Raw genomic sequence first — 12,700 nt, forward strand, 5'->3', positions numbered from 1 at the left:
TCCTGCCGACCGTTCGGAGGACCGGTCGGCCGGCGTGCCCGGCACAAGACCTGTCAATCCCGACAATCTCCGGGGTGGCGCCGGGAGTCCGGTCCGGTGGCGACCGGCGCGGGGGCTGGCGGGGCCGACGAGGGGGCGCTAACGTGCGGCCCGCGTACCTTTCGACGCCTGTTCGCGCAGGTGGGGGAGGTGCTAGCCGACAAACGAGGCGTGTCCTCCATCGGCCCATGAGGGCCGTTCACATATAACGCACGGCAGTGGGGGCGGGGTGGTGCCACCATCCCGCCCCCACTGTGTCATCCGTCCGGACGGGACGGTCGGGAGACGCGGCACGGTGCTGGCGTGCCCGCGTCGATCTCCGATACCGTCCGCTCGGTCCGCAACCCATTCCCACTGTCCCTAATCCCCGGGGGATCGATGACTCTGCTCCACCGCTCGGCCCTGGCCCGCGCCGGTGCCGTGGCCCTGCTCGCGGCGGCCGGCCTCGCCACCGTCGCCACTCCGGCGCAGGCGGCCGACCAGGCCGACCTCCAGCTGATCCCGCTCAGCTACGAGTTGGCCAAGGGCGTCAAGGAAGCCAAGGCCAAGCCGTTCAAGTTCCAGGTCCGCAACACCACCGGCACGGTCGACGCCAAGGACGTCCGGGTCACCGTCGAGACCAAGGGCCTCAAGGACCGCAAGGTCGGCGTGGTCGTGCCGGAGGGCTGCGAGGTCGACGGCACCCGCTTCAGCTGCCTCCTCGGCGACCTGGCCGGCGGCACCACCGAGGACTTCGGCATCCCGCTCTTCTCCACCGGCCGGCGCGGCGACGCCGGCAAGCTGGTGGTGGCCATCAGCGCGGCCACCGCCGACCCCGACCCGAAGAACAACAAGGTCAGGCACGACATCACCGTCGCCAAGCCCGGCTACGACCTCACCACCTGGGTGCAGGACGTGTACGCGGACGTGGTCGTCGACGGCGACGAGGCCGGCGAGGCGAACCTGACCCCGGTCCGGCCGGGCCAGACCGCCCCGCTGGACTGGGCGGTCTACAACGGCGGCAGCCGCAAGGCCACCGGTATCGCGTACCACATCACCCTGCCGGCGGACGTCACCTTCGCCCAGCTCCCCGAGGGCTGCGTCGAGCAGGAACTGGGCGGGCTCGCCCAGGCGTACTGCCAGGACGACGGTGCGGTGCTGCGGCCGGGCGAGTTCTACGCCGCCGAGGTGCGGGTGAAGGTCGACGCGGACGCCACCGAGAAGGTGCTCCGCCCCGGCTTCCTCTTCGCCACCGGCCTGGACGCCGCCGAGGGCCAGCCGGAGGAGGAGCCGAAGGCCGCCACCTCCCTGCAGCGCAAGGCGTTCACCGAGACCGACCCGGTCGACAACATCGCCCAGTTCGACGTCTTCGTCGACCTGAGCCCGGCGCCCTCGCCGACCCCGACCGGTGAGCCCACCCCGACCGGCCAGCCGACCGCGACCCCGACCTCGGGTGGCGGCAACGGTGGCGGTTCCGGTGACGGCGGCCTGCCGGTGACCGGTGTGCAGGCCGGCCTGATCGGTGGGATCGGCGGCGCGGTGCTGCTCGCCGGTGGCGCGCTGGTGGTGCTCTCCCGCCGTCGCAAGGTCGTCCTGGTGACCCCGGGCGACGAGAAGTCCGACAGCTGATCCGTCGCGTGCCGAGGGCGGGGTGGGTGACCACCCCGCCCTTTCGCGTACCTGCCGGCCGTCGCCGCCGTCGGCCCCGGCCGGTACGCCCCTCCGGCCGAGGGCCGGAGGGCGGCTGGCAGAGTGGAGGGGTGAGCCGTACCCCGCAGGGCCAGCGCGCCAGTCTGGACAAGCAGCCGCACGAGGTCGCCGCGATGTTCGACGGCGTGGCGGCCCGCTACGACCTGACCAACACGGTGATGACGGCCGGCCGGGACCGGGCGTGGCGCCGGGCCACCCGGGAGGCGCTCGGCCTGCGCCCCGGCGAACGGGTGCTCGACGTCGGCGCGGGCACCGGGGTCTCCACCGAGGAACTGGCCCGGTCCGGGGCCTGGGCGGTCGGCGCTGACCTGTCGCTGGGCATGCTGCACGCCGGCAAGCGGACCCGCCCCGAGGTGCCGCTGCTCGCCGGTGACGCGCTGCGGCTGCCCTTCGCCGACGGCGTCTTCGACACGGTGACCATCTCGTTCGCGCTGCGCAACGTGGTGGACACGGAGGCGGCGCTGCGGGAGTTCGCCCGGGTCACCCGGCCCGGGGGGCGGCTGGTGGTCTGTGAGCTGAGTCATCCCACCAACCCGGTGTTCCGCACGGCCTACCTGTCGTACCTGATGCGGTGGCTGCCGACGGCGGCGCAGGTGGTCTCCAGCAACCCGGACGCGTACGTGTACCTGATCGAGTCGATCCGGGCGTGGCCGGACCAGGCCGCGCTGGCGCAGCGCATCCAGGCGGCGGGCTGGGGCAAGGTGGCGTGGCGGAACCTGACCGGCGGCCTTGCGGCGCTGCACCGGGCGGTCCGCGACTGAGTCACGGCTCCGGCGGCCTTCCGCCGCCGATTTCGTGAATGTGCGTTTTCGGTCGGCTTTGCCCCGTAAGCTGCCCTGCATGACGGGACCGGAGCAGCTGGACGCGGCGACCGACGACGACGCCGCCGAACTCGTCGCGCAGCTCAAGGAGCTGGCCGGCGCGGATCCCGCCGACGTCCGTCAGGTGGTCGCCGAGGTGCTGACCGCGCTGGACCGCGCCGCCGGCGGGGCGCTGCGCGAGCACCTGCCCGACACGATCCGGGTCGACGCCGGCCTGGACGCCACCGCCCCGGCCCGCCACTGACACTGCCTCGACGCCGCCGAACGGAACCGCCGCCGACGCCGAAGGGGACGCCGACCGGCGTGTTTCCGGCAAGTTAGGTACCCCTCACCCGGCGGGGGTGAGGCACCGGTCATAGACTCCAACCCGATCGGGCTTGTGAAGCATTTCACGAGCATGCGGGAGGAGGCGCAGATGACCGCGGTGGAGAACGACGCCGACGTGATCGTCGTGGGCGCCGGTCCCGGAGGATCGGCGACGGCGTACCACCTGGCGCGGCACGGCGTACGCGTGCTGCTGCTGGAGAAGACCGAGTTTCCCCGGGAGAAGGTCTGCGGAGACGGGCTCACCCCCCGCGCCGTGCGGCAGCTCGTCCGGATGGGCGTGGACACCTCGCCCGAGGCCGGCTGGCTGCACAACAAGGGCCTGCGGGTGATCGGCGGCGGGGTACGCCTCGAACTGGACTGGCCCGACCTGGCCAGCTTCCCCAACTACGGCCTGGTCCGTACCCGGCTGGACTTCGACGACCTGCTCGCCCAGCGCGCGGTCGCCGCCGGCGCGAAGCTGCGCACCGGCGTGAACGTCATGGGCCCGGTGCTCGACGCCGACGACCGGGTGATCGGCGTGCAGGCCGAGGCCGGCCCGGAGAAGGAGCCGGTCAGCTTCCACGCCCCGTTGGTGGTCGCCGCGGACGGCGTCTCCGGCCGCTTCCCGCTCGCCCTCGGGCTGGCCAAGCGGGAGGACCGGCCGATCGGCGTGGCCGTCCGGCGCTACTACCGCTCGCCCGCCAAGCACGACGACGACTACCTGGAGTCGTGGCTCGAACTGCGCGGCAAGGGCAGCGACGCGCTGCTGCCCGGGTACGGCTGGATCTTCGGGCTCGGCGACGGCCGGGTCAACGTCGGCCTCGGCATCCTCAACTCCTCCTCCGCCTTCGGCAAGACCAACTACCGGCGGCTGCTCACCGACTGGCTGGCCAACACCCCCGAGGACTGGGGGATGACCGACGAGACGAACGCCGAGGGGCCGATCCTCGGCGCGGCGCTGCCGATGGGCTTCAACCGGGTCCCGCACTACACCCGCGGGGTGATGCTGGTCGGCGACTCCGGCGGCATGGTGAACCCGTTCAACGGCGAGGGCATCGCGTACGCGATGGAGTCCGGCGAACTGGCCGCCGAGATCGCGGTGCAGGCGCTCGCCCGACCGGCCGGGGCCGACCGGGAGCGGGCGCTGATGGCGTACCCGCAGGAGCTGAAGGCCCGCTTCGGCGGCTACTACCGGCTCGGCGGGATCTTCGTGAAGCTGATCGGCCGCCCGGAGGTCATGCGGATGGCCACGAAGCACGGCATGCCGCACCCCACGCTGATGCGCTTCGTGCTCAAGCTGCTGGCGAACCTGACCGACCCGCGCGGCGGGGACGCGATGGACCGGGTCATCAACGCGATGACGAAGGCGGCGCCAGCCGTGTAGTGCGAGGAGTGAGCTTGCGAGCCCCGCGGTCGCGAAACGAAAGCGGGCACCGTGTAGTCGACCACGCCCGGAGCCAACGCCGGCCCCGGCCGGACCGAGACAGACCCCGCTGGCGGCCGTCACGGGGGACGTGAATAGTGTGATTTCGCCAAGCACCAGGGGCAGGGGAAGGACGAGCAGGAGAAAAGATGTCGCTCTCGCCTTACGCACCGATCATCGGGCTGTTCGCCCTCGCCGCGGGGTTCTCGCTGTTCTCCGTGGCCGCCGCTCGCTTCGCCGGGCCCCGACGCTTCAACAAGGCCAAGCTCGAAGCGTACGAGTGCGGTATCGAGCCGAGCCCCCAGCCGGTGGGCGGCGGACGGTTCCCGATCAAGTTCTACCTGACGGCGATGCTCTTCATCGTCTTCGACATCGAGATCATCTTCCTCTACCCCTGGGCGGTCTCGTTCGACGCCCTGCCGATCTTCGGCTTCGTGGAGATGGTCCTGTTCATCGTCGCGGTCTTCGTCGCGTACGCCTACGTGTGGCGGCGCGGCGGCCTGGACTGGGACTGAGGGAGGTACGTCAGATGGGCATCGAGGAGAAGCTCCCCGCCGGCGTCCTGCTCACCTCCGTGGAGAAGCTGGTCAACTGGTCGCGGAAGTCGTCCGTCTGGGGCGCCACCTTCGGCCTGGCCTGCTGCGCCATCGAGATGATGGCCGCCGGTGGCCCGCACTACGACATGGGTCGCTGGGGCATGGAGGTGTTCCGCGCCTCGCCGCGCCAGGCCGACCTGATGATCGTGGCCGGCCGGGTGAGCCAGAAGATGGCCCCGGTCCTGCGCCAGATCTACGACCAGATGGCCGAGCCCCGCTGGGTCATCTCGATGGGCGTCTGCGCCAGCAGCGGCGGCATGTTCAACAACTACGCCATCGTGCAGGGCGTCGACCACATCGTCCCGGTCGACATGTACCTCCCGGGCTGCCCGCCCCGGCCGGAGATGCTCATCGACGCGGTGCTCAAGCTCCGCGAGAAGATCATGTACGAGCCGCTGGGCCCGAACGGCCGCAAGATGCTCCAGGCCCGCCAGGAGCGCGGTGACGTGCCCGTGGTGCCGTACGGCTCGATGCCCTCGTCGTACCGCAACGACAAGGCCCGGCGCGCCGAGTGGACCAAGGCCGTCCGCGAGGGGCGCGAGGAGCAGTTGCGGATCGAGAACTGGATGAAGGCCCAGAACCACCTGCACCAGCACGGGGGCATCAAGTGACCGCACCCAACGACAGGAACGACAACGGCGGCGTGCCGGTCCCGACCACGCCGGCCGGCGCCACCAGCGGCGCCCCGGCCGAGCACCCGCCGTCCAGCCCCGCCGGCCGCGGCATGTTCGGCATCCACGGCAGCGGCGACGTCTCCGGCTTCGGTGGCCTGGTCCGGCAGCGCCGACCGATCGAGGAGAGCCCCCGCCCGTACGGCGGCTACTTCGACGAGGTCCGCGACGCGCTGGAGGAGGCGTACCCGGCCTTCGGCGAGGCGATCGAGAAGGTCGTCGTCGACCGGGGCGAGCTGACCCTGCACGTACGCCCGGAGCGGATCGCCGAGGTGTGCCAGGTGATGCGGGACGACCTGGCGCTGCGCTTCGAACTCTGCTCCTCGGTCTCCGGCGTGGACTACCTGGGCGCCGACGAGCGCCGGCTGCACGTCGTCTACCAGCTCACCTCGATGACCTACCGGCGCATGGTCCGGCTGGAGGCCGCGGTCTCCGTCGAGCACCCGCACCTGCCGAGTGTCACCGCCGTCTACCCGACCGCCGACTGGCAGGAGCGGGAGGCGTACGACATGTTCGGCATCGTCTTCGACGGCCACCCCAACCTCACCCGGATCCTCATGCCGGACGACTGGGAGGGGCACCCGCAGCGCAAGGACTACCCACTCGGCGGCGTGCCCGTCGAGTACAAGGGCGCGGAGATCCCGCCGCCGGACAAGCGGAGGTCGTACCAGTGACGACGTCGAACTACGCCACCGAGCGCGAGACCACCGAGGGCAGGGTCTTCACCGTCACCGGTGGGGACTGGGACACGGTCGTCTCCGGTACCGACCCGATCAACGAAGAGCGCATCGTCGTCAACATGGGTCCGCAGCACCCGTCCACGCACGGCGTGCTCCGGCTGATCCTGGAGCTGGAGGGCGAGACGGTCCGCGAGGCCCGCTCGGTCGTCGGCTACCTGCACACCGGCATCGAGAAGAACCTGGAGTACCGCAACTGGGTCCAGGGCTCGACGTTCGTGACCCGGATGGACTACCTCTCCCCGCTGTTCAACGAGACGGCGTACGCGCTGGCGGTGGAGAAGCTGCTCGGCATCACCGACGAGGTGACCGAGCGGGCCACCACCATCCGGGTGCTGATGATGGAGCTGAACCGCATCTCCTCGCACCTGGTCTGGGTGGCCACCACGGCCATGGAGCTGGGCGCGATCAACATGATGCTCTACGGCTTCCGCGAGCGTGAGTACATCCTGGAGATCTTCGAGATCATCACCGGCCTGCGGATGAACCACGCGTACGTCCGGCCGGGCGGTGTGGCGCAGGACGTGCCGGACGAGGCGATCGTCAAGATCCGCGAGTTCCTCAAGCTGATGCCGAAGAAGCTCAAGGAGTACGAGAACATGCTCTCCGGCCAGCCGATCTGGCTGGAGCGGACGCAGAACGTGGCGGTGCTCGACGTGACCGGCTGTCTCGCCCTCGGCGTGACCGGCCCGGTGCTCCGCTCCGCGGGGCTCGCCTGGGACCTGCGCAAGACCATGCCGTACTGCGGCTACGAGACGTACGAGTTCGACGTGCCGACGCACACCGACGGCGACGTCTGGGGCCGCTACCTGGTCCGGCTCGCCGAGATCCGGGAGTCGCTCAAGCTGGTCGAGCAGGCGCTGGACCGGTTGAAGCCGGGCCCGGTGATGGTGGCCGACCGGAAGATCGCCTGGCCGGCGCAGCTCGCCATCGGCGTCGACGGCATGGGCAACTCGCTGGAGCACGTCGCCAAGATCATGGGTCAGTCGATGGAGTCGCTGATCCACCACTTCAAGCTCGTCACCGAGGGCTTCCGGGTCCCGCCGGGCCAGGTGTACGTCGGCATCGAGTCGCCCCGCGGCGAGTTGGGCGTGCACGCGGTCTCCGACGGCGGCACCCGCCCCTACCGGGTGCACTACCGGGAGCCGAGCTTCATCAACCTCCAGGCCCTCCCGGCGATGGCCGAGGGCGGCCTGATCGCCGACGTGATCGCCGGTGGCGCCTCGCTGGACCCCGTGATGGGTGGTTGTGACCGGTGAGCGCGAGGAGTGAGCTGGCGAGCCCCGCAGTCGCGAACGGAAGGCGGCTCTGATGACGACGACTTTCAGTGACGAGACCCGGGCCCGGGCGCGGGAGATCATCGCCCGGTACCCGGCCGACCGGTCCCGCTCGGCGCTGCTGCCGCTGCTGCACCTGGTGCAGTCCGAGGAGGGGTACGTCTCCCCGGCGGGCGTGGAGTTCTGCGCCGAGGTGCTCGGGCTGAACAAGGCCCAGGTCGGCGCGGTCGCCACCTTCTACACCATGTACAAGCGCCGGCCGACCGGTGACTTCCTGGTCAGCGTCTGCACCAACACGATGTGCAACGTGCTCGGCGGCCAGGAGGTCTACGACACCCTCGCCGAGCACCTCGGCGTCGGGCACGACGAGACCACCGCCGACGGCAAGATCACCCTGGAGCACGCCGAGTGCCTGGCGGCCTGCGACTACGGGCCCGTCATGACGGTCAACTACGACTTCTTCGACAACGTGGACCCGCAGTCCGCGCTCGGGGTGGTCGAGGAACTGCGCGCCGGTGGCCGGCCGATGCCGACCCGGGGCGCCCGGCTCTGCACGCTCAAGGAGATGGCCGTGCAGCTCGCCGGTTTCGCCGACGAGCGCGAGGGCGCGGTCGCCGACGGCGGGCCGGGGGAGCCGACCCTGCGGGGCCTGCGCCTGGCCGAGCAGCACGGGATCTCGGTACCCGGCTTCGACCCGAACACGCCGATCCGCAGCAAGGCCGAGGCCGACAAGGTCGCCGCCGAGGCGAAGGCGAAGGCCGAGGCCGCGAAGCCGGCCCCGACGGCGGCCCCGACGACGGCCCCGACCGGCAGCGCCGTCCCGTCGGGTACGCCCGGCAGCGCGGGCGTCGGCGAGCCGGCCCCCGCGGAGCGGGCCACCGGCAGCACCGCCCCCGACGTGAAGGCGCCGGACGCCAAGTCGCCCGAGATCCGGGCCGCCGAGACCCGGCAGCCGGACGCGCAGACCGCCGTGGCCGACGCCCCCGGCACCAAGATGCCGGTGGACGGCACCGCGCCGGCTGCCCGCGACGCGCAGAAGGCGGAGGCCGCCGGCACCGCCGCGAACGCGCCGGCCGGTGACGGCAAGCCCGCCGGCGACGAGGCCGGGGCGCAGGAGCGCAACCTCAAGGAAGCCGAGGCAGGGGCCGGCACCAACGGCGCCGGTTCCGCCGTCGCGAGCGAGACGGGGGTCCAGAAGTGACCACTCCCCGGCCGGAGACGCTGGCCAAGCTGACGCCGGTGCTGACCAAGCGCTGGCTGTCGCCGGACGCCTGGCGGATCGGCACCTACCAGAAGCTCGACGGCTACGCGGCGCTGCGCAAGGCCCTCAAGGCCCACCCGGACGACCTGATCCAGCTGATCAAGGACTCCGGCCTGCGCGGCCGGGGCGGCGCGGGCTTCCCGACCGGCCTGAAGTGGGGCTTCATCCCGCAGGGCGACGGCAAGCCGCACTACCTCGTGGTCAACGCCGACGAGGGCGAGCCGGGCACCTGCAAGGACCTGCCGCTGATGACGCACGACCCGCACTCGCTGGTCGAGGGCGTGATCATCGCGTCGTACGCGATCCGGGCCAACCGTGCCTACATCTACATCCGGGGCGAGGCGGTGCACGCCGCGCGGCGGCTGCGGCACGCCGTCCAGGAGGCGTACGCCAAGGGCTACCTGGGCCGCAACATCCAGGGCAGCGGCTTCGACCTGGATCTGGTGGTGCACTCCGGCGCCGGGGCGTACATCTGCGGTGAGGAGACCGCGCTGCTGGACTCGCTGGAGGGCTTCCGGGGCCAGCCCCGGCTGCGCCCGCCGTTCCCGGCGACCCACGGCCTGTACGCCAGCCCGACCGTGGTCAACAACGTCGGCACCATCGCCAGCGTGCCGTACATCGTGCTGGGCGGCGCGGACTGGTGGAAGACCATGGGCACGGAGAAGTCCTCCGGCCCGATGATCTACTCGCTCTCCGGCCGGATCGCCAACCCGGGCCAGTTCGAGTGCTCGATGGGGATCACCCTGCGCGAGCTGATCGAGCTGGCCGGGGGGACGCAGCCCGGGCACAACCTGCGGTTCTGGACCCCGGGTGGCTCGTCGACGCCGCTGCTGACCGCCGAGCACCTGGACGTGCCGCTGGACTTCGATCAGGTGGCGGCGGCCGGCTCGATCCTGGGCACCACGGCCACCCAGATCTTCTCGGACCAGGACTGCCCGGTGTACGCGACCTACCGGTGGATGGAGTTCTACCACCACGAGTCGTGCGGCAAGTGCACCCCGTGCCGGGAGGGCAACTACTGGATGGTGCGGATCTACCGGCGGATCCTCGCCGGCCAGGGCACCCATGAGGACCTGGACACCCTGCTCGACACCTGCGACAACATCCTCGGCCGTGCGTTCTGCGGCCTGGGTGACGGTGCGACCAGCTCGGTGACCTCGTCGCTGAAGTACTTCAAGCAGGACTACCTCGACTACATCGAGGGACGTACCGCACCCAGGTTGTCGGAGAAGACCTTGGTGGGTGCGCACTGATGAGCGCGAGGAACGAGCTTGCGAGTCCCGCAGTCGCGAATGGAAGGCGACTCTGATGACCGACGTAGCCAAGCCGGCCGAGACCGTCACCCTCACCATCGACGGCGTCGAGGTCACCGCCCCCAAGGGGGCGCTGCTGATCCGGGTCGCCGAGCAGTTGGGGACCGAGATCCCCCGGTTCTGCGACCACCCGCTGCTGGCCCCGGCCGGCGCCTGCCGCCAGTGCCTGGTCGAGGTGGAGGGGCAGCGCAAGCCGGTCGCCTCCTGCACCCAGACCGTCGCCGACGGCATGGTGGTGCGTACCCAGCTCACCTCCCCGGTCGCCAAGAAGGCGCAGGAGGGGATCATGGAGCTGCTGCTGGTCAACCACCCGCTCGACTGCCCGATGTGTGACAAGGGCGGCGAGTGCCCGCTGCAGAACCAGGCCATGTCCACCGGCCGCACCGACTCGCGCTTCCACGAGCACAAGCGGGAGTACGAGAAGCCGATGTCGATCAGCACCCAGGTGCTGCTCGACCGTGAGCGTTGCGTGCTCTGCCAGCGCTGCACCCGGTTCTCCGAGGAGATCGCCGGCGACAAGTTCATCGACCTGATGGGCCGGTCGTCCGCCGAGGAGATCAACATCTACCGGGACGACGCGTACGGCGCGGAGCCCGGGGACGACAGCGGTGACGTGCCGTTCAACTCGTACTTCTCCGGCAACACGGTGCAGATCTGCCCGGTGGGCGCGCTGACCGGCACGCAGTACCGGTTCCGGGCCCGCCCCTTCGACCTGGTCTCCACCCCCAGCGTCTGCGAGCACTGCTCGGCCGGCTGCGCCCAGCGCACCGACTGGCGGCGGGGCAAGGTGCTGCGCCGGCTGGCCGGCGACGACCCGCAGGTCAACGAGGAGTGGAACTGCGACAAGGGGCGGTGGGGCTTCCAGTACACCCGCGCCTTCGACCGGCTCACCACCCCGCTGGTCCGCGACGAGCACAGCGGTGAGCTGCGCGAGGCGTCCTGGAGCGAGGCGCTGACCCGGGCCGCCGAGGGCCTGCGCGCCGCCCGGGACGGCGGGCAGGGCACCGCGGTGCTGACCGGCGGCCGGCTCACCGTCGAGGACGCCTACGCGTACGCGAAGTTCGCCCGGGTCGCCCTGCACACCAACGACATCGACTTCCGGGCCCGGCCGGTCTCCCGCGAGGAGGCCGACTTCCTGGCCAGCACCGTCGCCGGGGTCACCGACGTGACGTACGCCGACGTGGAGAAGGCGTCCACGGTGGTGCTGGTCGGCCTGGAGCCGGAGGAGGAGTGCCCGATCCTCTTCCTGCGGCTGCGCAAGGCGTACCTGAAGAAGAAGCTGAAGGTCTACGCGATCGCCCCGTTCGCCACCCGGGGCCTGGAGAAGCTCGGCGCCAAGTTGGCCCGGGTGGTGCCGGGCGAGGAGGCGAGCGTGCTCGCCGAGCACGACACGGTGGCCGAGGCGCTCGGCGCCGAGGGCGCGATCCTCTTCGTCGGCGAGCGGCTGGCCGGCGTGCCGGGTGGCCTCTCCGCCGCCGCGGACGTCGCCCGGCGTACCGGTGCGAAGCTGGCCTGGGTGCCGCGGCGTGCCGGTGACCGCGGCGCGGTCGACGCGGGCTGCCTGCCCAACCTGCTCCCCGGCGGGCGTCTGGTCACCGAGCCGGCCGCCCGCGCCGAGCTCGGTGAGGCCTGGGACATCCCGGCCGGGGTGATCCCCAGCCAGGCCGGTCGGGACACCGACCAGATCGTCGCCGCGGCGGCCAACGGCCGGCTCGGCGCCCTGGTGGTGGCCGGCGTGGACCCCGCAGACCTGGCCGACCCGCGCCTGGCCGAGCAGGCCCTGGACGCGGTGCCGTTCCTGGTCAGCCTGGAGCTGCGCAACTCGGCGGTGGCCCGCCGGGCGGACGTGGTCTTCCCGGTCGCCCCGGTGGTCGAGAAGGCCGGCAGCTTCCTGGACTGGGAGGGCCGGCTGCGCACCTTCGAGGAGGTGCTGCACACCGGGGCGATGACCGACGGCCGGGTGCTGGACGCGCTCGCCGCGCAGCTCGACGTCCGGCTCGGCACCGGTGACGTGCCGAGCGTCCGCCGCGAGCTGGGCGGACTGCCGCAGACCCGGATGGCTCCCCCGGCAGCCCCGACGGTCGAGCCGGCCGCCGTCCGAGAGCTCGGGCCCGGGGAGGCCGTGCTGGCCACCTGGCACCAGCTCATCGACCTGGGCAGCCTCACCGACGGCGACGAGCACCTCGCCGGCACCGCCCGCCCGCCGGTGGTCCGGCTGGGCAAGGGCACCGCCGAGGCGATCGGCGTCGCCGACGGCGACCCGGTGACGGTGGGCACCGACCGTGGCGCGGTGACCCTGCCCGCCGCGGTCACCGAGATGCCGGACGGCGTCGTCTGGCTGCCGACCAACTCTCCCGGCTCGACCGTGCGGCGCAGCCTCGGCGCGACGTCCGGCGCGGTCGTACGGCTCTCCGTCCCCACCCCGACCGGCGCGAGCGTCCCGGCCGGGCGGGTCGCGGCGGACGAGGCCGGCCGTCCGGGTCCGCTCCTCAACTCCGGCGGTGTCCAGTGAGCGCGAGGAGTGAACGAGCGAAGCGAGTGAGCCCCGCAGTCGCGAACGAAAGGTG

The 12,700-nt window shown here is 71.8% G+C and carries 11 protein-coding genes; all 11 read left to right on the forward strand.

Annotated elements, in window-relative coordinates; genetic code table 11:
• Positions 1-417 precede the first annotated feature (417 nt).
• The 11 genes from GA0070560_RS20875 to GA0070560_RS20925 all read left to right on the forward strand — a co-directional run bounded on the left by GA0070560_RS20875 (position 418) and on the right by GA0070560_RS20925 (position 12,645).
• Positions 418-1,647, forward strand: coding sequence for an LPXTG cell wall anchor domain-containing protein (locus GA0070560_RS20875; protein WP_091300581.1), 1,230 nt, complete (start codon positions 418-420; stop codon positions 1,645-1,647).
• Between the two features lie 131 nt (positions 1,648-1,778).
• Positions 1,779-2,489 carry a demethylmenaquinone methyltransferase gene (locus tag GA0070560_RS20880; RefSeq protein ID WP_091300583.1) on the forward strand — a complete coding sequence of 237 codons (711 nt, stop codon included), beginning with the start codon at positions 1,779-1,781 and terminating at the stop codon, positions 2,487-2,489.
• A gap of 79 nt (positions 2,490-2,568) precedes the next feature.
• Positions 2,569-2,793 carry a hypothetical protein gene (locus tag GA0070560_RS20885; protein WP_091300584.1) on the forward strand — a complete coding sequence of 75 codons (225 nt, stop codon included), beginning with the start codon at positions 2,569-2,571 and terminating at the stop codon, positions 2,791-2,793.
• A 171-nt stretch (positions 2,794-2,964) separates the two neighbouring features.
• On the forward strand, positions 2,965-4,239 hold the full coding sequence (locus tag GA0070560_RS20890; protein WP_091300723.1) for a geranylgeranyl reductase family protein: 1,275 nt from the start codon (positions 2,965-2,967) through the stop codon (positions 4,237-4,239).
• 188 nt (positions 4,240-4,427) lie between these two features.
• Positions 4,428-4,793, forward strand: coding sequence for an NADH-quinone oxidoreductase subunit A (locus tag GA0070560_RS20895; protein WP_088977004.1), 366 nt, complete (start codon positions 4,428-4,430; stop codon positions 4,791-4,793).
• Between the two features lie 14 nt (positions 4,794-4,807).
• Positions 4,808-5,485, forward strand: a complete 678-nt coding sequence (locus GA0070560_RS20900) for a NuoB/complex I 20 kDa subunit family protein (protein ID WP_091300586.1) — start codon at positions 4,808-4,810, stop codon at positions 5,483-5,485.
• Complete coding sequence (locus tag GA0070560_RS20905; protein ID WP_091300588.1) at positions 5,482-6,219, forward strand: NADH-quinone oxidoreductase subunit C; 738 nt, start codon at positions 5,482-5,484, stop codon at positions 6,217-6,219. Before GA0070560_RS20900 ends, GA0070560_RS20905 begins: the two co-directional genes overlap by 4 nt.
• Positions 6,216-7,541 carry an NADH-quinone oxidoreductase subunit D gene (locus GA0070560_RS20910; RefSeq protein ID WP_091300590.1) on the forward strand — a complete coding sequence of 442 codons (1,326 nt, stop codon included), beginning with the start codon at positions 6,216-6,218 and terminating at the stop codon, positions 7,539-7,541. Before GA0070560_RS20905 ends, GA0070560_RS20910 begins: the two co-directional genes overlap by 4 nt.
• Positions 7,542-7,593: 52 nt before the next feature.
• Complete coding sequence (gene nuoE, locus GA0070560_RS20915; protein ID WP_091300592.1) at positions 7,594-8,760, forward strand: NADH-quinone oxidoreductase subunit NuoE; 1,167 nt, start codon at positions 7,594-7,596, stop codon at positions 8,758-8,760.
• Positions 8,757-10,073, forward strand: coding sequence for an NADH-quinone oxidoreductase subunit NuoF (gene nuoF, locus GA0070560_RS20920; RefSeq protein WP_091300594.1), 1,317 nt, complete (start codon positions 8,757-8,759; stop codon positions 10,071-10,073). Before nuoE ends, nuoF begins: the two co-directional genes overlap by 4 nt.
• Before the next feature lie 55 nt (positions 10,074-10,128).
• Positions 10,129-12,645, forward strand: a complete 2,517-nt coding sequence (locus tag GA0070560_RS20925) for an NADH-quinone oxidoreductase subunit G (RefSeq protein WP_091300596.1) — start codon at positions 10,129-10,131, stop codon at positions 12,643-12,645.
• The last annotated feature ends 55 nt before the right edge of the window (positions 12,646-12,700 follow it).

Origin of the sequence: Micromonospora halophytica (assembly GCF_900090245.1) — a bacterium.
GTDB lineage: Bacteria > Actinomycetota > Actinomycetes > Mycobacteriales > Micromonosporaceae > Micromonospora > Micromonospora halophytica.

Excerpts from the sequence above, each read along its gene's own strand:
- GA0070560_RS20875 (WP_091300581.1), top strand. The coding sequence starts at position 418 with ATGACTCTGCTCCACCGCTCGGCCCTGGCCCGCGCCGGTGCCGTGGCC.
- GA0070560_RS20885 (WP_091300584.1), top strand. The coding sequence starts at position 2,569 with ATGACGGGACCGGAGCAGCTGGACGCGGCGACCGACGACGACGCCGCC.
- GA0070560_RS20890 (WP_091300723.1), top strand. The coding sequence starts at position 2,965 with ATGACCGCGGTGGAGAACGACGCCGACGTGATCGTCGTGGGCGCCGGT.
- GA0070560_RS20895 (WP_088977004.1), top strand. The coding sequence starts at position 4,428 with ATGTCGCTCTCGCCTTACGCACCGATCATCGGGCTGTTCGCCCTCGCC.
- GA0070560_RS20900 (WP_091300586.1), top strand. The coding sequence starts at position 4,808 with ATGGGCATCGAGGAGAAGCTCCCCGCCGGCGTCCTGCTCACCTCCGTG.
- nuoE (WP_091300592.1), top strand. The coding sequence starts at position 7,594 with ATGACGACGACTTTCAGTGACGAGACCCGGGCCCGGGCGCGGGAGATC.
- GA0070560_RS20925 (WP_091300596.1), top strand. The coding sequence starts at position 10,129 with ATGACCGACGTAGCCAAGCCGGCCGAGACCGTCACCCTCACCATCGAC.